The 24,356-nt window shown below is 37.0% G+C and carries 25 protein-coding genes; 8 read left to right on the top strand and 17 right to left on the bottom strand.

The genetic code is table 11. The annotated features are described in order from the left end of the window. Positions 1–177: 177 nt before the first annotated feature. Both F7731_RS06795 and F7731_RS06790 read right to left on the bottom strand, forming a co-directional pair. Positions 178–552: a cbb3-type cytochrome c oxidase subunit I gene (locus F7731_RS06795; protein WP_151534010.1), complete on the bottom strand. Its 375-nt coding sequence runs from the start codon at positions 550–552 to the stop codon at positions 178–180. Between the two features lie 144 nt (positions 553–696). After that, positions 697–891, bottom strand: a complete 195-nt coding sequence (locus F7731_RS06790; RefSeq protein WP_151534009.1) for a hypothetical protein — start codon at positions 889–891, stop codon at positions 697–699. A gap of 221 nt (positions 892–1,112) precedes the next feature. Here F7731_RS06790 and F7731_RS06785 point away from each other — a divergent pair, with 221 nt between their 5' ends. Further along, complete coding sequence (locus F7731_RS06785) at positions 1,113–1,295, top strand: hypothetical protein (protein WP_151534008.1); 183 nt, start codon at positions 1,113–1,115, stop codon at positions 1,293–1,295. Further along, positions 1,292–1,480, top strand: a complete 189-nt coding sequence (locus F7731_RS06780; protein ID WP_151534007.1) for a YkvS family protein — start codon at positions 1,292–1,294, stop codon at positions 1,478–1,480. Before F7731_RS06785 ends, F7731_RS06780 begins: the two co-directional genes overlap by 4 nt. 77 nt (positions 1,481–1,557) lie before the next feature. Here F7731_RS06780 and F7731_RS26810 read toward each other — a convergent pair whose 3' ends face one another. Then, complete coding sequence (locus F7731_RS26810) at positions 1,558–1,668, bottom strand: DUF6254 family protein (protein WP_246197149.1); 111 nt, start codon at positions 1,666–1,668, stop codon at positions 1,558–1,560. Between the two features lie 364 nt (positions 1,669–2,032). Between F7731_RS26810 and F7731_RS06775 the strand changes: the two genes are divergently transcribed. After that, complete coding sequence (locus F7731_RS06775; protein WP_151534006.1) at positions 2,033–2,644, top strand: CPBP family intramembrane glutamic endopeptidase; 612 nt, start codon at positions 2,033–2,035, stop codon at positions 2,642–2,644. 386 nt (positions 2,645–3,030) lie between these two features. Next, a complete protein-coding gene (locus F7731_RS06770) occupies positions 3,031–3,723 on the top strand; it encodes a hypothetical protein (protein WP_151534005.1) in 693 nt (230 codons plus the stop codon). A 166-nt stretch (positions 3,724–3,889) separates the two neighbouring features. Here the strand turns inward: F7731_RS06770 and F7731_RS06765 are convergent, their stop codons facing one another. Beyond that, complete coding sequence (locus F7731_RS06765) at positions 3,890–4,933, bottom strand: YkvI family membrane protein (RefSeq protein ID WP_151534004.1); 1,044 nt, start codon at positions 4,931–4,933, stop codon at positions 3,890–3,892. A gap of 203 nt (positions 4,934–5,136) precedes the next feature. On the opposite strand from F7731_RS06765, the gene F7731_RS06760 reads away from it, so the two are divergent. Further along, positions 5,137–7,290 (top strand): ATP-dependent Clp protease ATP-binding subunit, encoded by a 2,154-nt coding sequence (locus F7731_RS06760; protein ID WP_151534003.1) that lies wholly within the window; start codon positions 5,137–5,139, stop codon positions 7,288–7,290. A 278-nt stretch (positions 7,291–7,568) separates the two neighbouring features. Here the strand turns inward: F7731_RS06760 and F7731_RS06755 are convergent, their stop codons facing one another. Next, positions 7,569–9,263, bottom strand: coding sequence for a M3 family oligoendopeptidase (locus F7731_RS06755; protein ID WP_151534002.1), 1,695 nt, complete (start codon positions 9,261–9,263; stop codon positions 7,569–7,571). Positions 9,264–9,363: 100 nt separating this feature from the next. After that, positions 9,364–9,801, bottom strand: coding sequence for a MarR family winged helix-turn-helix transcriptional regulator (locus tag F7731_RS06750; protein WP_151534001.1), 438 nt, complete (start codon positions 9,799–9,801; stop codon positions 9,364–9,366). A gap of 167 nt (positions 9,802–9,968) precedes the next feature. Here F7731_RS06750 and F7731_RS06745 point away from each other — a divergent pair, with 167 nt between their 5' ends. The 3 genes from F7731_RS06745 to F7731_RS06735 all read left to right on the top strand — a co-directional run bounded on the left by F7731_RS06745 (position 9,969) and on the right by F7731_RS06735 (position 13,327). Further along, on the top strand, positions 9,969–11,471 hold the full coding sequence (locus tag F7731_RS06745; protein ID WP_151534000.1) for an ATP-binding protein: 1,503 nt from the start codon (positions 9,969–9,971) through the stop codon (positions 11,469–11,471). Positions 11,472–11,600: 129 nt separating this feature from the next. Continuing rightward, entirely contained in the window at positions 11,601–12,833 is a 1,233-nt protein-coding gene (locus F7731_RS06740; protein ID WP_151533999.1) for an MFS transporter, read from the top strand. 149 nt (positions 12,834–12,982) lie between these two features. After that, entirely contained in the window at positions 12,983–13,327 is a 345-nt protein-coding gene (locus F7731_RS06735; protein ID WP_151533998.1) for a hypothetical protein, read from the top strand. 158 nt (positions 13,328–13,485) lie between these two features. Here F7731_RS06735 and F7731_RS06730 read toward each other — a convergent pair whose 3' ends face one another. The 11 genes from F7731_RS06730 to F7731_RS06680 form a co-directional block, all read right to left on the bottom strand. Beyond that, the gene (locus F7731_RS06730; protein WP_151533997.1) at positions 13,486–14,187 is read right to left on the bottom strand and encodes an ABC transporter ATP-binding protein; all 702 of its coding nucleotides are present in this window, start codon (positions 14,185–14,187) and stop codon (positions 13,486–13,488) included. A gap of 10 nt (positions 14,188–14,197) precedes the next feature. Then, the gene (locus F7731_RS06725) at positions 14,198–14,974 is read right to left on the bottom strand and encodes an ABC transporter ATP-binding protein (protein WP_151533996.1); all 777 of its coding nucleotides are present in this window, start codon (positions 14,972–14,974) and stop codon (positions 14,198–14,200) included. A gap of 4 nt (positions 14,975–14,978) precedes the next feature. After that, positions 14,979–16,280, bottom strand: coding sequence for a branched-chain amino acid ABC transporter permease (locus F7731_RS06720; protein WP_151533995.1), 1,302 nt, complete (start codon positions 16,278–16,280; stop codon positions 14,979–14,981). Positions 16,281–16,289: 9 nt separating this feature from the next. Further along, positions 16,290–17,276, bottom strand: a complete 987-nt coding sequence (locus F7731_RS06715) for a branched-chain amino acid ABC transporter permease (protein ID WP_151533994.1) — start codon at positions 17,274–17,276, stop codon at positions 16,290–16,292. Between the two features lie 85 nt (positions 17,277–17,361). Next, positions 17,362–18,558, bottom strand: a complete 1,197-nt coding sequence (locus F7731_RS06710) for a branched-chain amino acid ABC transporter substrate-binding protein (protein WP_151533993.1) — start codon at positions 18,556–18,558, stop codon at positions 17,362–17,364. Positions 18,559–18,772: 214 nt separating this feature from the next. Continuing rightward, a complete protein-coding gene (locus F7731_RS06705; protein WP_151533992.1) occupies positions 18,773–19,057 on the bottom strand; it encodes a ferredoxin family protein in 285 nt (94 codons plus the stop codon). Beyond that, entirely contained in the window at positions 19,058–20,353 is a 1,296-nt protein-coding gene (locus F7731_RS06700) for an FAD-dependent oxidoreductase (protein ID WP_151533991.1), read from the bottom strand. After that, on the bottom strand, positions 20,346–21,374 hold the full coding sequence (locus F7731_RS06695) for an electron transfer flavoprotein subunit alpha/FixB family protein (protein ID WP_151533990.1): 1,029 nt from the start codon (positions 21,372–21,374) through the stop codon (positions 20,346–20,348). The genes F7731_RS06700 and F7731_RS06695 overlap by 8 nt, the downstream gene beginning before the upstream one ends. Positions 21,375–21,410: 36 nt before the next feature. Continuing rightward, positions 21,411–22,232, bottom strand: coding sequence for an electron transfer flavoprotein subunit beta/FixA family protein (locus tag F7731_RS06690; protein ID WP_151533989.1), 822 nt, complete (start codon positions 22,230–22,232; stop codon positions 21,411–21,413). 194 nt (positions 22,233–22,426) lie between these two features. Further along, positions 22,427–22,684, bottom strand: coding sequence for an aspartyl-phosphate phosphatase Spo0E family protein (locus tag F7731_RS06685; RefSeq protein ID WP_151533988.1), 258 nt, complete (start codon positions 22,682–22,684; stop codon positions 22,427–22,429). A gap of 157 nt (positions 22,685–22,841) precedes the next feature. Further along, complete coding sequence (locus F7731_RS06680; protein WP_246197148.1) at positions 22,842–24,302, bottom strand: PAS domain-containing sensor histidine kinase; 1,461 nt, start codon at positions 24,300–24,302, stop codon at positions 22,842–22,844. Positions 24,303–24,356 lie beyond the last annotated feature (54 nt).

The following is a 24,356-nucleotide window of genomic DNA, read 5'->3' as shown; positions in this document are numbered from 1 at the left end:
ACCATTATCATTAATATATAGCAATTTCTACTATTTTTAAAATGATAATAGAAAAATTGGCAGACTAATCATTTAATTAGATAGCAACATTGTTAGTAACGCAGAAAAAGATCGGCTCCACAGCCTAATTTGGCGGGAGTCGACCCTTTTAAGTTGCAAATTGAGCTAATTCAGACGTTAGTTGGTGCTTTTTAAATTTTTCCATATATTGCAAACGAAGAGCAGTACCCCTAAACATGTGAGTGTAGCACCTGTAGCTGTAAAAGGAACAAGTGCATCATTTTGGGTAGTTATCATAATTGCTAATGAAATCATCATGATAGGCAAGCCAAGATTATGCAGCCAAAAATGCCATTTTCCTAGTTTCGATGCCGCGAGATTCGGAAAGAGATGATAGAGTATTCCAGCCAATGTTAGAGCTGTCCATCCAAGTAAATTGATATGAACATGTACAGGTGTAAACACATATGAATGAGAAATAGACATATAATATCCAATTAATACACCAATGGCAAAATAAAGGGCTGAAATTTTAATTAGCTTAATTCCCATCTTCCTCACCCCCATTCTTGCAATATCATAGTAATGATAAAGAATATGAGCATAAACCCGACTTTAGACTGTAGGACTAAGTGTTTATAAAAATAAAAAAAGACGCTTGTAAAAATACTCAAGCATCATTATTACACAGCTAGTTTAACTTCTAGCTGTTTCTAAATATTGATAAAGAACGGAACCACCCCGCTTTGCAATGCCGCGAAAATGCTTAAAGTCCTCTCTTTTGACGATAACATTACGCACATTTAAAAATTCGTCTTTTGTTACAATGTATTCGCTTAATTCGCCGCTTTTTAATTTTTCCAGCATTTCTTGGATATGTTCATCTTGCATTATTCAACATCCTTATCAAATTTTTCTATCCTAATCATATATGAACAAAGACCAACTTGCCATTCCATAAAATGAAACCACAAACATTGGAAGGGGAGGTATAAACAGGAAATTCATCGAAATTATAACATATTACTTTACGAAAAATAAAAAGTAGTGCAAACTGTTATTAATCTTTTAACTTTATTCAGCAGAAGTCCCCAACTTCTATAAGTGGTGGGATGAATGCAAAAATTGTACCCAATTTAGCGGGGGTTAAACCTCTCCTGAATAAAGTTAAAGCCTCCGGCGGATGCCACGATTTTTTAAAGGAAATCTTTCAAGCAAGCTCGAAAAAAAACGGGCACAAATACGCCAAGGCGCATTTGATTTCAAATCTTGCAAAAAAGGGGCGAGGCTTTTGAAAAAAGCAGAAGTGGGAAATATTGTTGAATTCCGTGACGGATTGCAAGGAATCGTCGAAAAGGTAAATGAAAACTCAGTGATCGTAGACTTATCCTATATGGGCAACTATCGGGACCTTGATTTAGAACAAAGAACCGTAGTGAATCATAAAAACTATAAAATTGTAAAAGAATCTGTTTTGTAAAATTGATTACTAACTAGAATAAAGATTAATAAATAAAAAGCAGCTTTCACTGCTTTTTATTTATTTCATACAGATTATTACTCCTTGTCCTGAGCTAGCTCTTTTAAGGATTTTACTTTCCCATGCGGATTTTGATCCTGCTTTCGAACTGCCCAAGCCCGCTCTTTTTCTCTTTTGGCTTTCGTCATTCCTTTCACCCCTTTCGTACTGTCTGTCTAGCTCCATCGCCTACCCCCGAAGTACAGAACGTACTAGTGTCGACAATGCGATAGGACAAGGAAGTCTTAGACAGCGTAATCATCGCACGACCCAAAGTGTAGCATTTGGGAAGACGTCGTGTTTTTGTCGACCTCGAGGTCACAAGCCACTCTTCCCAAAAATTCGTGAAGATTGACTTGTGCTTGACGGGGGTAAACGAGCACTTCCGCTTTCATTTTTAGGATAATCAATTTTGCCTATTTTATTTTCAAATTTGGAAATGAAATCTTTTCATTCCATTTAGACACTGCTTTTTGCTAAAATAGAATTGTTTGCAGAAAGGAGTTTGTAAGTTTGAAGAAATTATTAACTGATTTTCGCCTGATCTTTGGGCTAGTTTTTGCTCATATTTTAATGAATTTTACTTTTCAGGATAAAGCTGTTTTTTGGTACATCTTCTCAGCTTCTCTTTTATTTCTAATTAGCTATTCTATTTTAAATGAAGAGCTAAATGATGAAGCTTCCTTTGGTTCATACCTTTTATATGGAGTGGGCTCTGGGCTAGTCCTTTATGCCATTTTTTGGACTGGTTATCATTTAATCGATTTATTAAATCTACCATGGATGAAACACATTACGAAGCTATATGGACGTTATTCGCCATCCATGTTGTGGCATTACATCGTTCTAATGTTAATCATTATTCCAGGTGAAGAAATTTTTTGGCGAGGGTTCGTACAAAAAAGAATATTAAAGTATACGAATATGCCAACAGGTATTATTGTTTCCGCGATACTATATGCATCAGTCCATTTATACTCGCCCCATTGGATTCTTGCCTTTGCCGCATTAATCGATGGTCTTTTTTGGGGATGGCTTTATACGTGGAAAAGAAGCATGCCATTATTAATTGTTTCCCATTTAATTTTTGATTTATTATTATTTATCATTCTGCCTTTTAAGTAGATTTTGTTAAAGCACAATGCTGAGTTTTACACTCGTTGATTAGAACGGAAGGCATGTGACTCCTCCAAAATGCATACGCATTTTGTCATGTGGTGTTAATCCAAGGATGTTTATTCATTGTCCTGGAAAAGCGTGTCCAAGGGAGACCCCCCAAGAGCGTTAGCGACGAGGAGGCTCCTCGACTGCCTGCGATCGCTAAGTGCCTGGAGTGAAAATCAACAACTTTAACACAGATTTAATATAAAATGGGCTTATTCTCTTATTTTCCGTTAAATAATTGTACGTTTAATTGAGAAATGGTATTGTAGGAATAACTTGTAACTACAAGTAGAAATTTACGTCTAATTCAATGAACATTCAAAAGCTCACTACAGGGGGAAAGCAGGATGAAATTTTCATCAAAATGGGTAGTCCTATTCGGATTGCTTGGACTTATTTTATCGGGCTGCGGCACAAGCGACAATGTCCAGAGCAATGGAGATGGATCGAACCAAACACAAAATGAAGATAATAAGCAGGATCAAGATAAACAAACTTCCGATGAAACTGGTGAAGTTAAGGATGACGAACAAGTTAAGGATGACGAACAAGAGCAGGAAAAAGATGGAGTTGTCCGTATCCCTGAACAAAACCTGCAGTATCATGTAAATGGAGAATCAAAAGAAGAAACGGCTTTTCTTAAAACTAGCGACAATCAGCCTTTTTCACTGTATGTCCTTCCAGAATTTGAGTTAACTGCTGAAGAACCAAATAAGGATATTCTATATTTAACTGATAACGATCATATCTTTATGAGAATTGAACTGCTTACAGCAGATGCAGATTGGGCTATGGTAGAGGAAAATACAAAGGCACAGCTACAAGCGGTAGATAATGAAATTCAAGAAATCGATGTCCCAACTGATGACTTTTTTAAAGACTCCGTTGCAATGGAAGCAACGAATGGAGATGACGTTGTAACGACCTATTTAATTAAAAATCCAGATCAGCCACTTAAATTATCAATCTTTACAAAAAAGGATTTCGATTATAAGGATGCTTTCCTACAAATGGGCAAATCCATATTAAAAACAGAATAAATCAGAAAAGCGCAAGCGCCTTGTTCACCCCAGACAAGCACAAGCCAATCCTTTCGGAAAGGTGTTCTTTACCTTTCTGGGAGGATTGGCTTGTGACCTCGAGGGGGTAGGCGCTGGCGCTAGACAGTTTACAAAAGACCCGAATAATCGGGTCTTTTTTCGTTATTCAATTTACCCCTTTAAATGGCTTCATCCACAATAATACGATAAAAATTACACTTATATAACCAAAGAGCGGATATAAATAAGCTAATAATGTTCCATAGTTAATTAAACTAATAAAGAAACAAATAATAAAAATAAAACAAACGGTTATCGTAGTTGGTATGGGAATGTACTTTCTTACTTGACGTTCAATCCCATATACATTCCCGATGACAGAAGTAAAAATTTCTCCATAAATGATGAAAACATATATCCAAAATAAAGAGGAAGCTGAAGTTTTCATAATGACAGCCATTGGAATGGCATATGTTTCAAGCTGTGGAAGCATAACTAAAGTAAGATGGCTTGATATGAGAATAAGCGTTAATGCTACACCGCCTAGTATTCCGCCCCACTTGATTGTCTGATCATGTTTTATTTCTGACGCTATAGGAACTAAAACAGCCTGTGCCAAGCTTAAATTCAGTGCCGCATATGAGAAAGGCGCTGCTACTGATTTCCATCCATCTTCTGCAAAAGGGATATATAATATTTGCTCCGTAAAATTTGGAAGCTTCATGGAAATAAACAAAAGCAGGAAGCTAAAAGCAATCATCATCGGAACGACAAATGTATTTACAGCAAATAACCCTTTCGTCCCTAAAATCATAACTACAATCGAAAGTGCAATAGTCACGAAGATTCCAGTATATTTTGATAGACCGATCTGTTCTTCAAAAACAGCTCCCGCTCCGGAAAGCATCACAGCACAAACCCCTAATAACATAACAAGCATAATTATATTAATTAAAGATCCTATAAACCTGCCAAATAAATATTCATTTAATTCTTGATAAGATGTCGCCTGTATGCGCGCAGCAATTCGCATTAATTTTGAGCCAAGAAAAATAAATATATATCCACTCATTAATATCGATAGTAATCCGATAAAACCGAAACGGGAAAAAAATTCAACAATTTCTTTTCCTGTTGCAAAGCCTGCTCCGACAACAGTCCCTACATAAACGGCTGCAATTTGAAAAGCCGCACTCCAGTTTGTCTTCACGAGATCTCCTCCTTCCCTTCAATATATGAAGGAAAGGACAAACAAAGACGAGCATTATCATTTAATAAACGAATCTTATTTACCAAAAATTCACTAGAAAAAAATATAGCAGAAAACTTGAAAGTCAAAAAAGGTCAAAGTATAATAAAGTTATAAAGGTCAAATATAGTCAAAGTCAAATTGATTAATAGGAGGTATTCCATATGCTTTGTCAAAAATGTCATGAAAAAGAAGCAATTATTCAATTTAAAGTAAGTGTCAACGGAAATGAAAGAATCCTTATCTTGTGCCAAAGCTGCTATCAAGAAGAAAAAGCAAAAATCGGGTCCTCCTTTGGACCATCTTTTAGCAGCATTTCTGGTTTTCATCAGCTTCCATTTGATGAGCTAATTAAAAATGCGAACGCATCAAAAAATCCTTTTACGAAACAACCTATTCCTAATAAGGACAATAAAAATAATGGCCGTGGCGGATTTATTGATCAATTCGGCCGAAACTTAACCCAATTTACGAAAGCGGGACTTATTGATCCTGTCATTGGCAGAGATGAAGAAGTAAATCGCGTAATTGAAATATTAAATAGAAGAAATAAAAATAATCCTGTATTAATCGGTGAGCCTGGTGTTGGAAAAACAGCGATTGCAGAAGGCTTAGCTACGCTTATTTCTGAAGGCAAAGTTCCCAAAAAACTCCTGAATAAGGAAGTTTACTTGCTAGATGTCGCTTCACTTGTAGCAAATACAGGAATTAGAGGTCAATTTGAAGAGAGAATGAAACAAATTATTACTGAATTACAAGAAAGAAAAAATATCATTCTTTTTATTGATGAAATTCATTTACTCGTTGGTGCCGGTTCAGCAGAAGGTTCTATGGATGCTGGGAATATTCTGAAGCCTGCGCTTGCAAGAGGTGAATTGCAATTAGTCGGTGCAACTACTATAAAAGAATACCGCAAGATTGAAAAAGATCCGGCTCTAGAACGCCGCTTCCAGCCTGTTCATGTACAGGAGCCATCTGCTGATGAAGCACTTGAAATTCTTAAAGGCCTTAAAGCTAAATATGAAGATTATCATGAAGTAACTTTCACTGAGGAAGCATTGCAAGCATGTGTGAAATTATCAAGCCGTTATATTCAAGATCGCTTCCTCCCAGATAAGGCCATCGATTTAATGGACGAAGCTGGATCAAAAATTAATTTACAGTCTGATTACACAACATCCGAAGAAATTAAACAACGCTTAGAAGCAATCAATAAACAAAAGGATAAAGCATTACAAAGCGAAAATTATGAAGAAGCTGCCAAACTGCGAGACGAAGAATTAAAATTAGAAAATGCATTAAATACTAATAATCATTCTAGCCGGCCATTAATAGAAACCCATCACATTCAAGAAATTATTGAAAAGAAAACGGGTATCCCAGTGGGCAAATTAATGGAAGATGAACAGAAAAAAATGAAGCTGCTTGAAGCGAATTTATCTAAAAAAGTCATTGGTCAAGATGAAGCCGTACAAAAAGTCGCAAAAGCAATTCGCCGAAGCCGCGCTGGGCTAAAAGCAAAAAATCGTCCAATTGGTTCCTTCCTTTTTGTTGGTCCAACAGGGGTCGGAAAGACAGAATTAACGAAGACGCTTGCTGAAGAATTATTCGGGTCTGAGGAGTCTATGATCAGACTGGACATGAGCGAATATATGGAGAAGCATAGTGTGTCAAAAATTATTGGTTCTCCACCAGGATATATTGGTCATGAAGAGGCTGGTCAATTAACAGAAAAAGTCCGTCGCAATCCTTACAGCATTATTTTGCTCGATGAAATTGAAAAGGCACATCCTGATGTTCAGCATATGTTCCTGCAAATTCTTGAAGATGGACGTTTAACAGACAGCCAAGGCCGAACAGTCAGCTTTAAAGATTCTGTTATTATCATGACAAGTAATGCGGGTGTTGGACATAAGGAAATCCACGTTGGGTTTGGCACAAATGAGGCTATGAAAGAAGTGAGTATTTTAGATACAATTGGTCATTTCTTTAAACCAGAATTCCTCAACCGCTTTGATAATATTATTGAGTTTAAATCACTTAAAAAAGAGCATTTATTAAACATCGTTGACATTATGCTGAACGATTTAATGAATACTTTAAGCGAACAAAATATCAAATTGACTGTTTCGGATGAAGTAAAAGGAAAGTTAGCCGAGCTTGGCTACAATCCTGCATTTGGAGCTCGTCCGTTAAGAAGAGTTATTCAAGATCAGCTTGAAGATCGCCTAGCAGACTTTATTATCGATCAACTTGGTGAGCAGAACTTACAAGCCCTTCTAGATAATAATGAAATCATGATAAAAACTGCTAAATAATATTATTTAAAAGGGTCGGACGAAACCGACCCTTTTGTTTACGTTCAGCCCCACTAGGAAAGCTTCGGCAGCATAATCATCGCACGAGTGAAAGCGTTAGCTTTTAGGAGGAGCGCCTACCCCCGACGTACAGGATGTACTAGTGTCGACAATGCGACAGGACGTCGCGTTTATGTCGACCTCGAGGTCACAAGCCAATCCTGAAAGGTAGAGCTCACCTTTCCGAGAGGCTCGTCTTGTGCTTGTCGGGGGTGATCAAGGCGCTTCCACATTTGTATTTATAAGCTTTTATCGTCTACTGAATTTAACCAGCTTTCAATCTCTCCTACGACAGACTCGACACATCCATCTTCAAATGGAGAAATTAACTTTGCTTCTTTAACTAAACCTGTAAATGCTTGGCTGCCGCCTAAGCTGCATAGATGTACATAATCCTTCCAGGCTGCTTCATGACCTTCTCTAGAACGCTTCCAAAATTGGAATGCACAAATTTGTGCCAACGTATAATCAATATAATAGAATGGAGAATTATAAATATGAGCTTGACGCTGCCAGAAGCCACCATTTTCTAAGTATTCATTGCCATCATAGTTCTTATGTGGCATATATTTCTTCTCAATTTCTCTCCAAGCCTGCTTTCTCTCTTTAGGTGTTGCTGTATAGTTTTCATACACCCAATGCTGGAATTCGTCAACAGAAACGCCATATGGGAGAAACAGGAGCGCATCGCTGAGATGAGCAAATTTGTATTTATCCGTATCTTCTTCAAAGAATTTATCCATCCACGGCCATGTAAAGAATTCCATACTCATTGAATGAATTTCACATGCTTCATACGTCGGCCAGTAATATTCAGGGATTTCATATTTTCGGCTTGAATATACTTGGAAAGCATGCCCTGCTTCATGTGTGAGCACATCAATATCTCCTGAAGTACCATTGAAATTAGAAAAAATAAATGGCGACTTATAGTTTTCAATATACGTACAATAACCGCCGCCAGCTTTCCCCTTTTTCGCCACTAAATCCATTAAGTTCTTCTCTCTCATATAAGAGAAAAATTCTCCCGTTTCTTTTGACAGCTCATTATACATTGTCTGTCCATTTTCAATAATCCATTCTGGACTTCCTTTTGGCGTCGCATTGCCTGTTTTAAAATTAAAGCCTTCATCATAATACTTCAGTTGATCAACGCCGATTCTTTCTCTTTGGCGCTCTTTTAATTTCGTTGCGATTGGGACGATAAATTCCTTCACTTGATCACGGAATTTAGCGACCATGTCGGCATTGTAGTCTGTTCTTTGCATACGCAAATAAGCAAGCTCAACAAAGTTTTTATAGCCGAGCTTATGAGCAATCTCTGTTCGCACCTTTACTAACTCATCATAGATGCGGTCAAGCTCATCCTCATTTTCCGCTAAAAAGCCAAAACGAGCCTCGCTAGCTTGTTTGCGCACATCTCGATTTATTGACTGTGTAAATGGTTCCATTTGTGCTAAAGTTCGCTCTTCGCCTTCAAAATGAATCTTGGCAGAGGCAATCAATTTCGTATATTCAGATGAAAGTTTGTTTTCCTTTTGCAGTTGAGGAACAATTTCCGGAGAAAATACTTTTAATTGTGCCTCAGCCAATGCAAAAAGCTGCTTTCCCCATTTCTCTTCTAATTCTTGGCGAAAATCGGATTTAATGAGTGATTCATAATACTTTGTCACAAACCCTTCTACTTCTGGCTGAATCTCATCCATATAATCTTGCTCTGCTTTATAAAACTCATCATTTGTATCAACAGAATGGCGAATATAGCAAAGGTTAAACATTGTACCAATATCATTTCGAATATCGTTAATTTCCTTCATTGCTGAATTTTGCTCATCAGCTGACTTGGCTTCATTAAATTTGTTTAACGCATCTTCAAACTTTTTACTTATTTCATCTAAATTTGGACGTGTGTATGTATAATTTTCAAAACTCATATAATTGCCCCCTTGATTTGAATACAACCCTTATTCTAATTCGCCAAATGTTTATTAATTCCTTTTAAACCAAAATAAAAACGATCCGATTGGACCGTTTTTATTTGCCAATTGATAAGCCGAGCTTTTTTAATAAATGAATAGCGATATCTTTTTCTTCTGGGGAAAGTTCAGACATTAACGAATCGATATGCTTCTCATGACTTGGAAAAATATCTTCAATAAATGCTTTTCCCTTTTCTGTAATTTGTCCATATGTGACTCGTCTGTCTTTCGGACATGCCGCTCTTCGTAAATATCCTTTTTGCTCAAGTTTATCAACTACATATGTTATACTTCCACTAGCTAGTAGAATCTTCCCGCCAATTTGCTGTAATGGCTGATCACCCTTATGATATAGCAGCTCCATTACTGCGAATTCAGTCGGATTTAGCCCATACGTCTGAATTAGTTTATTTACATCTTCATTTATGGCACGAAACGCTCTTGAAAGTACAATAAATAATTTCAATGATTGTTTTGTTTGTTCAGAACTCACTTTATTCAATCCTTTATAATTATCTTGAAATCTAAATAAATTATAAAAGAACAATTGTACTATGTCAATTTGTGATTTACTTGCTCATTTTTATTAAAGATAAACGAATTTCTATTTAAATGGTATACTAATTAATGTTCAATTATTACATATTGGAGTCCTAATTAATGAAGAATCATATCAAAAATTACATACTGTATATGGTTGTTGTTATTTGTCCAATTCTCATTGGCGTCCTCTACCATTTAAATGATGCTATTAATCGTGATTATCAAGATCGCAAGGAAGAAGCCATTTGGACAGGGTCTGTTCACCAAAGAAGCTTTGATCAATTCATTGCGGAGACAGTTACATCCCTTGATACACTCTCTTTAATTATCGAATCCGCAATAGATTCACCACAAAGCTTCGAGTTGCTGTTGAAAAACATGCAAAGCAAAGAACCGCGGTACGGTGGAATATATTTACTCAATGCTGCTGGAACTATTATTACAGGTTCTAACCTATTATTGAAAGATGCAAACTTATCGAATCAAGACTATGTGAATGACATTATGCGAACAAAGGATATTATTATCTCTGACAATTATGAAATATTAAAGAATGGCCAAAAAGTAATTGGCATTGGAAAACCGGTTTTGAATGAAAATGGGGAATTACAATATATTATTGTCGCCCATTTAAGAATGGATTATATGCAAAATATTATGAGGCTTTTAACGCCTGACACAAAACTATCTGTTATTAATTCAGTTGATACACCAATAATGGATATTAATATGAATAAATCACCTGAATTTTCAAACAAAAATTTTATGACTCTGCCGATTGACCGGCTTCCATGGAGTATAAAAGTAGAAATTCCGCCAAAAGATTACAGAGCCATTTTCCAAAGTGTCTCAAAAGCTTTGCTTCTTTATATTTTCATATTTCATATTTTGTTTCTCTTTATTAAGTATGTCATGCTTAAAAGGCAGACAGCAAGAGAGAAAAAGGAAAATGAATTGCAAAAACTAGAGCTGGTTGGTACTTTAGCAGCAAGTACCGCCCATGAAATCAGAAATCCGTTAACTGGAATTAAAGGCCTTATCCAGCTTTTAAGTGAAAAATATACAAAAACCGAGGACAAATATTACTTTTCAGTCATTAATGATGAAATAAACCGTATTAATGAAATTGTGAGCGAATTTCTAATACTTGGCAAACCGACAGCACAGAAAACGGAGATTATTGATATTGGAGTTATTTTAAAGGAGCTTGAGCCGCTGATTTTATCAGAGGCAAATTTAAATAATGTTAACTATAAATTAACTCTCCCGAAAATCCCTATTTTAGTTGACTGTACGAAGGACCAAATAAAGCAGGTGCTTTTAAACATATCAAAGAATGCATTAGAATCTATGCAAAATGGCGGAGATTTGATCATCAATCTATTCAATGATCAAAATAAGTGTCATATTCAAATAACGGACACTGGAACAGGAATTTCGGAAGAAAATCTCGAGAAAATTTTCCAGCCTTTCTATACATCTAAAGATTCTGGTACTGGACTTGGATTGGTTGTATGCAGACGAATCCTTCATTCATTTGGTGGGGAAATAAAAATTTCGAGTAAAGTAAATAGCGGAACAACGGTAGATATTTTTTTACCATCTCAAACTAATTCATAAGTTTTTTTAAAAAGATGGAGCAGACGATAACGGCTGCTCAATTTTTATATAATGTATTTCGGAAACCTTAATAATGATGTATTATATTTAATTAGGAATATTTAAATTTTTTCAAAAGGAGTCCTTAGCATGAGTAATGTGGCGGCAACAGCCAAAAGTTTGCAAAATAGTACTGGAACATCTTATAAAATACTAATCATCATAGGCCTCTGTCATTTATTAAATGATTCCCTTCAGGCCATAATTCCGGCTATGTTTCCAATTTTGAAAAAGTCAATGGGGCTAACCTACACACAGCTTGGCATCATTGGCTTCACTTTAAATATGGTCTCCTCTGTTTTACAGCCTGCTGTTGGTATGGCAACAGATAAGAAGCCAATGCCTTATGCTTTGCCTTTTGGACTGACATCGAGCATGCTTGGCGTATTCGGACTAGCTTTTGCGCAAAGTTTCGAGTTGATCGTTATTTCTGTTATTTTTATTGGACTTGGCTCAGCTGTTTTTCATCCGGAAGGCTCAAGGGTTGCTTACATGGCAGCAGGCACGAGACGCGGTCTCGCTCAATCCATTTATCAAGTAGGAGGCAATAGTGGGCAGGCAATGGCGCCTCTTATTACCGCACTCGTTCTTGTCCCTCTAGGCCAACGTGGGGCTGCATGGTTTACCATAGTTGCTGCCCTTGCTGTTGGGCTGCTCACTTATATTGCCTTTTGGTATGCAGCAAAACTACGAATGAACAAAAGCTTAATTAAGAAAAAAAGCAAAATATCCAATGTGAATCAAAAAGGTTTATCAAAATCGGTCAAGATAGCACTCTTACTTGTTCTGTTTTTAATTTTTGCCCGTTCCTGGTATGTTTCTGGTATGACAAATTATTATACCTTATATACAATTGAAAATTATTCTTTTAGCATCAGTCAAGCACAAGTTTTCTTGTTCGTCTTTTTAGTTTCTGGGGCAGTTGGGACTTTCTTCGGTGGTCCACTGGCTGATCGATTCGGCAAAAAGACCGTTATCTTTTTATCAATGATTATCTCTGCTCCATTAACGATATTAGTTCCATTCGCTCCTCCAGCTGCAGCAATATGCTTGCTTGCTTTATCCGGCTTTATTCTTATGTCAAGCTTCTCGGTTACAGTCGTATACGCGCAGGAGCTAGTACCTGGTAAAATTGGTACGATGGCAGGGTTAACAGTCGGTCTCGCCTTTGGAATGGGAGCTGTTGGATCGATGGCAATTGGTTACTTAGCCGATTTAATCGGAATTACACACACAATGATTCTCACCGGATTTTTACCATTGCTCGGAATTATTACATTGCTTCTTCCATCTGATCAAAAAATTAATGAATGGAACGCTTAAATTGGAGGACATAAAGTCCTCCTATTTTTTATGAACAAATATTTGAATTTTTGAGTAAATTTTCTGATTAAGCGCAATTTTGCTTTTTCATTCCATATAATGAGTATAAGATCGAATGTAGAAAACTTATAAGAGTGGAGTGAAGAAGTGTGTATGGATCGAATTATAAAGATTTTTTCCAGAAAGCATTAATCCCGATTGGGCAAAATGATTTAAATTGCTTAAAGAATATGGAGATTTGCGATTTTTGCAAGCACTCCCATTGGCTTATTGCGTTAGAAGGAAATTTAAAAAGTCCAGACGTGGAGTATTATATTTGGAAAGTGACTATTTATCCATCTGATTCCAACGGCAGCTTTTCATGGAACACCCCCTACTATTCCTCTCCAATATATGACTCAATTCATAAGGCCTATGATCAAGCAAAAACTCTAGAAAAATGCAGTAAAAACGACAAGCTGCATTCCATACAAATACAAGAAAGCGCAGGTTAATTTCTCCGAACCCCATTCATCTAGCAATTCCCTTTTTACTTATATTTGTGAAAATACATACATATTCTGTTCCTTAATTATCCGCCAAAAATGATTTTAATAATAGAATATGTTAGCCATTTTCATGGCTAACATAGGAGAAGTACTTCTGAGGTCATTTATGCTAAGTATGCTTCACGGACTTCTTCATTATTAAGCAATTCATTGCCTTTTCCTTGCAGTTTAATTTCTCCTGTTTGAATAACATAACCTCGATGGGCAATTTGCAGAGCCTGAAAGGCATTTTGTTCTACAAGTAAGATAGTTATACCTTCTTGATTTAACTCTTTTATGATTTCAAAAATTTGCTCTACAATGATTGGAGCAAGACCCATAGAAGGCTCATCTAACATTAATAAATTCGGTTCCATCATGAGAGCTCGTCCGATCGCAAGCATTTGCTGTTCTCCGCCACTCATCGTACCGCCCTTTTGTTCCAAACGATCTTTCAACTTAGGAAAGTATCGGAAAACCTTTTCCATTCTTTGATCAATTACACTTTTATTTTTTACAGAGAAAGCTCCCATTAATAGGTTTTCCTTGACCGATAGCTTCGGAAAAATTCTCCTGCCTTCTGGAACATGAGCAATCCCTAAAAGTGTCGTTTCATGTGCTGGCTTATTTGAAACTTCTGTTTCATTGTAAACAATGGATCCATTCTGAATTTTTACAAGTCCACTTACAGATTTTAATGTTGTGGATTTTCCAGCTCCATTGCTGCCTATAAGGGTGACAATTTCTCCTTTATCTACTAAAACATCAATCCCCTTTAGGGCCTGTATCCCACCATAATAAGTTTCAACATTTCTTAATTGCAGCATCGACTTCCCCCTATCCTGCCTGCACGGCCCCAGTCCCTAAGTATGCTTCAATCACCTTTGGATTGTTTCGAATGTCTTCTGGCCTCCCTTCTGCAATTTTTTCTCCATGATCTAATACAACGAGATGTTCTGAGATTTCCATGACTAATTTCATATCATGTTCTATTAGAATAATCGTTAAATTAAACTCTTCTCTCATTCTAGTAATAAGCTGAGTCAGATTGTTTGTTTCCTTTGGATTCATACCTGCTGCAGGCTCATCTAATAATAAGACCTTTGGATCTGCAGCAAGAGCCCTTGCGATTTCTAATCTTCTTTGCGCACCATAGCTAAGATTACATGCTTTCTCATTTAAAAGAGGAGCAAGTCCAACATAGTCCAATAATTGATACGCTTTTATTTCAGATGCTCTTTCTTCTTTGCGAATGGCCGGGAGATTAAATAAAATCCCCATAAGACCTGCTTTTAAATGTGTATGCATGCCTACAAGAACATTTTCGAGAACTGACATTTCATTAAACAACCGGATATTTTGAAAGGTTCGTGATATCCCTTTTCTTGATACCTCATGAGGCTTTAATCCATTTATCTTTTGATTTTGAAGCAAAATACTGCCAGATGTTGGCTGATATACACCTGTTATCATATTGAAAAATGTTGTTTTTCCTGCCCCGTTCGGTCCTATTACTGCTGTAATTGAGTTTTTTTCAACTGTCATCGATACATCTTGATTGGCTGTGAGTCCGCCAAACTTCTTTGTTAAATTTTGTACCTCTAAAATAGACATGCACCTACACCTCCTTAACATTAAGCTTCTCATTTTGTGATTGTTCAGTTGCAATACCTAAAACTGTTTGACCGCTTCCTTCTTGTAAAACCTTCTCATCATAGATACGATTTTTCGCTGGCAAAAGTCCCTGTGGTCTATATAAAGCAAACAAGATTAATAGCAGACCGAATATTAATCTTTGCATTTTAGCCGGTGAAAGTGCGTCTGGGATTGAAATAGCCCCGGACATACTTAGCTGATTTAACCAATTTGTTATTTCAGTTAATACTTGAAGATTCAGAATCGTCATCACAGCTGCACCTAGAATAACACCTGGGACACTGCCCATCCCGCCTAAGAGCACCATAACTAGAATTGTGATGGATTCAAGGAGAGTGAAGCTTGTAGGATCGACAAAGGCTTGTTTTGCAGCAAAGACAACACCCATCATCCCTGAGAAGGATGCACCGATGGCAAAGGCCATTAGTTTTGTTCGAACTAAAGGAACACCCATCGCTTGGGCAGCAATTTCATTTTCTCTAACCGCTTTCCATGAACGGCCTATTTTTGAATGCTCGAAACGTCGGACAGTAAAAATTGTAAATAGCAGGATGACGAGTACAATGTAATAAAATTGACTTGGAAAAAGAAAATCTATTCCAAACAAACGAGGCGGAGTGACTGAAGGAATTCCCATTGCACCATTTGTTATATTAATTGGGCGGTCAAGGTTATTAAAAATAATTCTAATAATCTCACCAAACCCTAATGTAACGATTGCTAAATAATCCCCTTTTACTCGAAGGACCGGAATTCCAAGTAATATTCCAAACAATGCAGCAACTAAACAGCCAAAAATAATAAATATCCAAAAGCTTTCTCCCGAAAGAGGGAACGTACCAAAAGGCATAAAATTCGAAGCTTGTGCTGTAGCAAAAATCCCATATGTGTATGCTCCAACAGCAAAGAAGGCGACAAATCCCAAATCAAGAAGACCAGCCATTCCAACGACAATATTTAATCCAAGAGCCATCGCAATATAGATTCCAACGAGTGTAGCAACTTCCATATAGGATTGATACGCATCTCCTTGACTTGCTGTAAATGGAAGTAAAAACGCAAGAACAATTCCCGCAATCAACCACTTCGTAAGATTTTTGAAGTTTGTAAAATATAGCAATAACAATGAAGATAATAATAGCAGGAATGCAGTAACTGACCTTTGTGCCATAAATAAACTTAGAGATGAAACACAGATGTAAATTAAAAGAAAGATCCCATGTGCCATTTTGTTTTGTTTATATTTATTCCATAGAGTTTTCATTCTTCTCACCTACACTTTCTCAAGCTGAGGTTTGCCAAGTAGACCCTCCGGTTTAAAAAGCAACACGATAATCAAGATGGCAAAGGCAAAGACATCTTTGTATTCGGCACCGAATATCCCACCTGTTAATAATGTTAAATTGGCAGATGCAAACATTTCCATTACTCCAAGGAGTAGCCCTCCCAGCATGGCACCGCGAATATTTCCTATGCCCCCTAATACTGCCGCTGTAAATGCTTTTAATCCAAGAATAAACCCAATATAAGGATCGATCGTTCCGTATTGGACGGCAAATAGTACTCCTGTTGCTCCGCCAAGAGCAGATCCAATAAAAAAGGTAATTGAAATAACCTTATTCACATTGATTGACATTAAGGAAGCTGTTTCCCGATCTTGAGCTACAGCCCTCATTGCCATTCCCCATTTTGTTCGATTAACAAAGAAGTCAAGCCCAATCATCATAATAACCGCCGTTACAAGCACAATGACAAATGATGTTTTAATAGATGCGTCGTTAAAAATAGAGCTAATGGAGGAAGCTTTAATTGAAAGTTGATTTGTAAAAAGACTCGGTCCTGTTACGATAAAATTCCCTTTTTTTAATTCAGCGATGAATCTCACAATATCTTGTAATAAAAATGAAATACCGATCGCTGTAATAAGGGGGATTAATCTAGGTGCTTTTCGTAACGGTCGATACGCTACTCGTTCAATCCCCATCCCTATTAAGCCAGTTAGGATAGCCGTTAATAAAAGTACCGTAATCAACATAACAATTGCCGGCACTGCTGAAACCCACCCTATTCCCGTCAAAACGATGAGAATCGCTGTACCGATAAAAGCACCTGTCATAAAGATCTCACCGTGTGCAAAGTTGATTAACTCTAATATCCCATAAACCATCGTATACCCTAAAGCAATAACAGCATATACAGCTCCTAAAGTCAGGCCGTCAATTAAAACTTGAGGGATTGTTTGTATCATTTCATTCAGCATACGTTACCTCCTTGTCCCAAATGTATAGACAAAAAGGGTATTCTCACCATATAATGGGATATACCCTTTTCATCCAATTCATTCTTTATTGCCCAACTTCGCCCACAAATTCAGCCGGATAGGCAGCTTCTTTGAAACTAAAAATAAACACTTTAGCAAACTCATTGTCGCCTTTATCGTCAAAGCTAACTTTTGTCATCACACCTTGGTAGTCTTGCGTTCCACGAACGGCATCTCTTACTTGCTCACGAGTTGGCAATTTATTATCATTTGCTTTAATCGCATCTTCAATTCCTTTTAAAACAAGACCCATCGTATCATAGCCATAAATTGAGTAGGATTCCGTATTTTTGTTAAATGCGGCTTTATATTTTTCGATAAACTTTTTACCTTCTTCTGATTTAGTAGAATCTCCCGCTAAAGAAGTAATGTACGTGTTTTTAACGGCATCTCCAGCAATCTCAACTAATGTAGAAGCATCAAGTGCATCTCCACCCATAAATGGGATATCAATGCCTTTTTCGCGGGCCTGTTTAATTAACAATCCTGCTTCGGAATAGATTCCCCCAAAAAACACCAAATCAGGCTTCTTGGAAAGAATTTGGTTAAGAACACCATTAAAATCTTTTTCTCCGACCGTAATCCCTTCAAAACCCAGGATTTCAGCTCCTTTTTCTTCCGCTGCCTTTTTGAAAGCCTCTGCTAAACCAGAGCCATATGCTGTTTTATCTTGAACAACAAAGATTTTCTTAGCATTTAATTTGTTAATTGCATATTCAGCACCGGCTGGACCTTGAAAGTCATCACGAGCAACGATACGGTTTACAGTTTTTAATCTTCTATCAGTAACATCTGTTGCAGAATTGGCTGGAGAAACCATTGGGATAGCGTATTTTTCATATACTTCCGAAGAAGGAATTGCGACTCCTGAGTTAAAGTGACCAACCACAGCAAGAATCGCTTTATCCGAACCTATTAATTGTGCATTTGCCACCCCTTTTTTTGGATCTGCTTGATCATCATATGGGACAAGCTGCAACTCAAAGCCTAATTCCTTAAACTTAGCCTTTTGTTCGTCTAATCCAAGCTGTGCACCTAATTTAATGGCTTCTCCTATCGTTGCACTTCCACCCGAGAGCGGAGTCTGTGTAGCAATTTTTATGACGGTCGAATCGTTTTTCTCACCTAAACTTCCAGATTCTGATTTTGGACCACAGCCAGCTAAAATACCTGCTATTAATCCTCCTGTTAACAATAGTGCTAAAGACCTCTTAATTTTCATGTTGTCCCCCCTAATTTTTATTAAAAATATAAATCTTTTAATATATATATTTAAGAGATTTAAAAGTAGGACAATTAATAAAAATATTTTTTGAGGATTCAGATCCAAATACACATCAATATACCTACTAAATATTTTAAAAGTCAAAAAAAATCACCCGTACTATTAAACGGATGATTATTAGTTATTATAATTTGTTTCTACTAATTTGGAATTAAGCGAGCCTAAATACAATTCCATGGCCGCCTTTCGGATATTCCCATTTAATATTTTGGTAGGGACAGCCGATCCGGCAGCTTCCACATTCATGGCAGCCTTCATAGCCAACCTGCATTCTTAATCCTTCCCATTTATAAACTTCAGCTGGACAAAAAATCGTACATATTTTATCAGGGCATTTTGTTATACAAATATCATGGTCCATAACGGTTAAATGTGACTTCGTGTCCGCCTTAAAACGAATTAAATATTGTTTTTCTTCAATATTCTTCGTTGACATTTATTTCACCGCCTTCCATGCGCGATACATATCTTTGAAGACCTTAATCGTACCCCTTTCACTAGTGAAGCTCTTCATAATTTGTTTTTGTTTTTCCTTTTTAGAAGTGCCATCGACCGTAAAAAATTTGCTTGCTGCCTTATTCATTAACGGCACATATTCCTTGAAATATTGTGGATAGTGTTCAAAAACATGTGTAGCATCTTTATATTTTTCCAAGTCCTTCATAATAAAGCTTTCGTACAGAGCTTCCCTGTAATGATTTAAGCTCGCTTCACTGAAATCATTGCGCTTTTTCGCTTGAAGTATAGCTTCAGCAGCAATTTGCCCCGACTTCATCGCCATATTGGAGCCTTCCCGATGAATGGCGTTAACGAGCTGTGCAGCATCCCCTACGACGAGTACTCCATTTCCGGCTACCTTTGGAACAGAATGATATCCTCCTTCAGGAATAAGATGGGCTAAATATTCAGCAGATTCTCCTCCTTCCATTAATGGTCTAACCACTGGATGAGTCTTTAAATAGTCTAATAGATCATAAGGACGCAGCTTGGCGTTAATCATACTGGAAAGCGTTGTTCCGACCCCAATATTGATGCTTTCTTTATTCGTATAAATAAATGCTGTTCCTAAATTCCCCTTAGTAGAGTCCCCAAATATTTCAATGGTACAACCTTGGTTATCTTCTAAATTAAAGCGATCATTAATTTTTTCCTTTGGTAGATTCACGACTTCCATGACAGTAAGTGCGACTTCATCTGGCCTAAACTCCTTATGGAAGCCAAGCTGCTTCCCAAGAAGAGAGTTCACCCCATCGGCTAGTACAACCACATCCGCATATACATCCCCATCTGGACGATCGGTTCTCACTCCGACTACTTTTCCATTTTCAACAATACATTCAAGTACGACCGTTTCATTAATGAGGAGAACTCCTTGTTCAACCCCTTTTTTAGCAAACCATTGGTCAAAATGGGCCCTCAAAACGGTGAAGTTATTGTAAGGCTCTACTCCCCATTCAAGCCCCTTATAGCCGAATGTAACTGTCGATTCTTTATCCATCATCCAAAATCGCTGTTCAATTACCGGTCTTTCTAATGGAGCTTCCTTCCAAAACTCAGGAATAATCTCCTCCATCTGTTTACGGTATAACACACCGCCCATTACGTTTTTGCTGCCTGGATATTCTCCTCTCTCAATCTGTAAAACCTTTAAACCATTTTTCGCACAAGTATAGGCACATGATGTTCCTGCTGGTCCTGCACCTACTACAATGACGTCAAATTTTTCAGACATAACTGACTTCACCGCCCTTCTCTTTGCGCAGCTCTTTAAACTGTTCAATTAGTTTTGGCACAATTTCTAAAGCATCGCCAACGATCCCGTAAGTAGCAACATCAAAAATTGGCGCATTAGGATCCTTATTGATAGCAATAATAAATTCCGAATTCTTCATACCAACGATATGCTGAATGGCTCCAGAAATGCCAATAGCAAAATAGATTTTTGGAGTAATTGTTTCTCCCGTTTGACCAACCTGCTGTTCATGGGGAAGCCAGCCAGCTTCAACGACATCCCTTGTGCCGCCGACTGTTGCATCTATCGTTTCCGCTAACTCATGTATAAGCTGAAATCCTTTCAAGTCGCCCATCCCTTTGCCCCCAGCAACAACAACATGGGCATCAGCTAAACGGACCTTTTTTGTGACGTCTTTCACAATTTTAAGCACCTTCGTTCTCATGTCTTCCTCTTTTAATGAAATTTCCTCTTCAATAATTTTTCCTTGCCTTTTCGTATCTCTATCAAGTGCTTTCATTACCTTTGGTCGAACGGTTGCCATTTGCGGCCGATGCTTTTTACATAGAATTGTAGCCATAATATTGCCGCCAAATGCTGGGCGGCTTGCCTCAAGTAATCTTTTTTCCAAATCTACATCAAGCATCGTTGTATCTGCCGTTAATCCGGTACTTAAATCTGTTGCAACCGCACTTGCTACATCTTTTCCATTGGAAGTTGCTCCATATAGGAAAATTTCCGGCTTATATTTTTCCGCTAGAAAAATCACGCCCTTCATATATGATTCTGTCCGATAATCAGCCAATACAGGATGATCAATGACATATACTTGATCAGCCCCGTAGAAAATAACCTCTTCACTCAATCCTTTAACGTCATAACCTAATAATATCCCTGATAATGGCACATCCAGTTTGTCAGCAAGCTTCCGTCCCGCTCCTAACAGCTCTAAAGAAACTTCTTCAATTTTCCCTTCATTAACCTCTATATACACCCATACACCACGATAGGCTTCAAACATTAGGACATCTCCTTTATTAAAAAAAATGAATATATTTTATACGCTATCGAATAGCAAACCCTTTTTATCCTCCAATAAAGCAAGCAGCTGTGCGACTTGTTCATCCGCATTGCCTTCAAGCTTCTTCCCGCCTTCTGGCTTTGGTGGTGTGAACATCTTACCGACTATCGTCGGGGACCCTTTAAGCCCTAATTGGGTTCGATCGACATTTTCTAAATCATTGACCGTCCAAATGATAGGCTCATACCGCGCTGCTTTAATCATATTAGGCATTGGCGGGTATTCGATATCATTAATTTCTTTTGTTACTGTTAATAAACTCGGGATTTGTGTTTCTATTAATTGGTATCCACCCGCAATTTTCCGTTTTAAAATCATTGTTTTTTCTGAAGTATTAAAACTTGTCACTTCAATGACATTCGTAATTGGAGGAATGTCTAGTCTTCTTGCGATACCAGGGCCAACCTGTCCAGTATCCCCGTCAATCGCATGCAGCCCACAAATGATTAGATCAATAGACTGTTCTTTCTCTATTCGCTCCAATGCCTTCGATAAGGCATAGCTCGTCGCGAGTGTATCTGCCCCTGCAAAGGCACGATCAGATATTAAATAGCCTTGATCTGCCCCAATTTCAATACTTTTCTTAATGACTGCCGTTGCCTGTGGAGGCCCCATTGACAAGACAGAAATCGTTCCCCCACCTAGTTCTCTTCTTATTCTCACAGCTTCTTGGACTGCATGTGCATCATATGGATTTAAAATCGCCGGAGCACTTCTACGGTCGAGTGTGTTTGTTTTTGGATTGATTTTAATGATTTTTGTATCTGGTACTTGCTTGACACAGACAACAATGTGCATGATTGAACTCCCTCCTTTTCCTGAAAACGCTTCCCTTTATTCTTTCTAAAAAAGCTATATATTAACGTTATATGACTTCCGGCACAAGCATAGTACTAACAATTGAAGAAAATAAATCCGGCAAATGAGGTTGGATTATACAAAAATAAGCAAAAAAAAAACCTATAGCGGGAATTAACGCCATAGGAATTATGTTAAGTCATTATTTCGTATTTCCGGTCATTATATTCATCCGGAAAAACGAGAAACATTTTCTTAAAGGGATAATGAGTTTCTTGATTTTGCTTGTCCTTAAAATGTATATTTAATTGATATTCATAAATTAATTGGTCCAATTCTTGACTGCAGCGAATGGTGGTTTCACTCGTGTAGCCATATTTATTAGCAGAATTTATCATATTCTCCCTTTTTTCTTGAATTTGGAGCAATAATTTTTTACAGATATGTCCCAACCTTTTTCCCCCATCCTATCTATTCATACAATTCTCTTCATTTCTGCTAGATAGTGTCCTCTAGCATTATTACAAGAATTACTAAAAAAGTAAATAGTTTCGCAAAATTAGACAGCATTCACCATCAAAGTTTTCTCGACATTTTCTATACTAATTATTACTTTAATGGGAGGAATATATTAAAAATCGTACCAACTCCTAATTCACTTTCAACTTCAATTCTTCCTTTATGTTCTTCAATAATCTTAAAGGTGACCATTAAACCGAGCCCTGTCCCTCTTTCTTTTGTCGTATAAAAAGGCTGCCCAAGTTTTTCAACTTTATCCTTCGGGATTCCTGTACCTTCATCTTTAATGGATATTTGAATATAGTCATCTTTTGTAGATTTGATGGAAATATCGATAAAACCACCATTTGGCATAACTTCAATTGCATTTTTTAATAGATTAATAAAAACCTTTTTCATTTGATTTGGTTCACAATAAATAGGAGGTAAGTCTTTCTCATATGCTGTTTGAAACTGAATATTATGTAAGGCAGCTTGAGCATGTAAAAATTCAACTGTTTCCCACATAATTTTCGTAATATCTTTTTCAATAAATTTGACTGCTTTCGGTTTTGCTAAAATTAAAAACTCATTAATGATCGAGTCAATTCTCTGTAATTCAGATGTAATAATATTAAAGTACATAGAATGATCATCTTTCACAGAGTCTTCTAAAAGTTGAATAAAGCCTTTTAAAGCTGTCATTGGATTACGAATTTCATGAGCAATTCCGGCAGCGAGCTCACCAATTACATGCAACGTATCGGATTTCCTCAGCTGAGCTTCAATCTCTAGTTTTTCTGTAATATCTTTAAATGTTACTAAGTTCAATTCAGAAAAAACATTGTATTTAGCCGCAAACTCAATATGCTTTTTTTCTCCAGATTTACCGGTAATAATAACTGTGCCTTTTGTTTGGCCGCTATTTTTGAGATGATTATAATACCCGATGATCTCTTCATTTGTTAGCTGAAATTTTAACAATAAGTTTTTAAATGAATGACCAATTAAATCATCTTTTGAGACAAAAAGCATCTTCTCTGCAGCATGATTAATATCAACAATGTTAAAATCATTGTTCCAAATAATCATCCCTTCGAAGGCACCTTCAAAAACCCTTCTAAATTTCAATTCACTTTTTCTAAGCTCTCTTTCCATTTTGCGAGTATCACTGACATTTCGAAAAATCGTCATATGGAAGCCTTCGACCGTATGTAATTTACTCGTAAATTCTAATGCTTTTTTTTGTCCATTAGGCATCAGAAACACAAGTTCATCCCGAATAGAGCCATTTTGAAGCATATTATTGTAGATTTGATAAAACTTTTCTTTATTCGAATAAATAAAATCTTGAATTCTCTTTGTAACGAGCACTTCTTCATCACATTCAAAAATTCGGCAGGCGGCCTTATTTGCTTTTATAATTTGCCCCTTGCCCTTCCAAAAAATTATTCCTTCTAGTGCTTCTTCAAATAAACTACGATATATGTTTGCAAAATTGTTTCCTTCATTCTCTTTCTCATTTTGATGATCTATATGAATATCTGCTTGTATATTCTTGTCTATATTCACTTCCTCTTTCCCTCCCGCTGGGATTTAAACATACATACATAGTTCTACAAAACT

It is taken from the genome of Cytobacillus depressus, assembly GCF_008923245.1.
Lineage (GTDB): Bacteria > Bacillota > Bacilli > Bacillales > Cytobacillaceae > Cytobacillus > Cytobacillus depressus.
The sequence above is the reverse complement of the archived record's forward strand: the minus strand, read 5'-3'. Positions and strand labels throughout refer to the sequence as shown.

What these genes read in the sequence shown, in the direction of transcription:
- F7731_RS06795 (WP_151534010.1), bottom strand. Translation starts at nt 552, where the DNA reads ATGGGAATTAAGCTAATTAAAATTTCAGCCCTTTATTTTGCCATTGGT.
- F7731_RS06790 (WP_151534009.1), bottom strand. Translation starts at nt 891, where the DNA reads ATGCAAGATGAACATATCCAAGAAATGCTGGAAAAATTAAAAAGCGGC.
- F7731_RS06785 (WP_151534008.1), top strand. Translation starts at nt 1,113, where the DNA reads ATGAATGCAAAAATTGTACCCAATTTAGCGGGGGTTAAACCTCTCCTG.
- F7731_RS26810 (WP_246197149.1), bottom strand. Translation starts at nt 1,668, where the DNA reads ATGACGAAAGCCAAAAGAGAAAAAGAGCGGGCTTGGGCAGTTCGAAAG.
- F7731_RS06770 (WP_151534005.1), top strand. Translation starts at nt 3,031, where the DNA reads ATGAAATTTTCATCAAAATGGGTAGTCCTATTCGGATTGCTTGGACTT.
- F7731_RS06760 (WP_151534003.1), top strand. Translation starts at nt 5,137, where the DNA reads ATGCTTTGTCAAAAATGTCATGAAAAAGAAGCAATTATTCAATTTAAA.
- F7731_RS06755 (WP_151534002.1), bottom strand. Translation starts at nt 9,263, where the DNA reads ATGAGTTTTGAAAATTATACATACACACGTCCAAATTTAGATGAAATA.
- F7731_RS06745 (WP_151534000.1), top strand. Translation starts at nt 9,969, where the DNA reads ATGAAGAATCATATCAAAAATTACATACTGTATATGGTTGTTGTTATT.
- F7731_RS06740 (WP_151533999.1), top strand. Translation starts at nt 11,601, where the DNA reads ATGAGTAATGTGGCGGCAACAGCCAAAAGTTTGCAAAATAGTACTGGA.
- F7731_RS06730 (WP_151533997.1), bottom strand. Translation starts at nt 14,187, where the DNA reads ATGCTGCAATTAAGAAATGTTGAAACTTATTATGGTGGGATACAGGCC.
- F7731_RS06725 (WP_151533996.1), bottom strand. Translation starts at nt 14,974, where the DNA reads ATGTCTATTTTAGAGGTACAAAATTTAACAAAGAAGTTTGGCGGACTC.
- F7731_RS06720 (WP_151533995.1), bottom strand. Translation starts at nt 16,280, where the DNA reads ATGAAAACTCTATGGAATAAATATAAACAAAACAAAATGGCACATGGG.
- F7731_RS06715 (WP_151533994.1), bottom strand. Translation starts at nt 17,276, where the DNA reads ATGCTGAATGAAATGATACAAACAATCCCTCAAGTTTTAATTGACGGC.
- F7731_RS06710 (WP_151533993.1), bottom strand. Translation starts at nt 18,558, where the DNA reads ATGAAAATTAAGAGGTCTTTAGCACTATTGTTAACAGGAGGATTAATA.
- F7731_RS06705 (WP_151533992.1), bottom strand. Translation starts at nt 19,057, where the DNA reads ATGTCAACGAAGAATATTGAAGAAAAACAATATTTAATTCGTTTTAAG.
- F7731_RS06700 (WP_151533991.1), bottom strand. Translation starts at nt 20,353, where the DNA reads ATGTCTGAAAAATTTGACGTCATTGTAGTAGGTGCAGGACCAGCAGGA.
- F7731_RS06695 (WP_151533990.1), bottom strand. Translation starts at nt 21,374, where the DNA reads ATGTTTGAAGCCTATCGTGGTGTATGGGTGTATATAGAGGTTAATGAA.
- F7731_RS06690 (WP_151533989.1), bottom strand. Translation starts at nt 22,232, where the DNA reads ATGCACATTGTTGTCTGTGTCAAGCAAGTACCAGATACAAAAATCATT.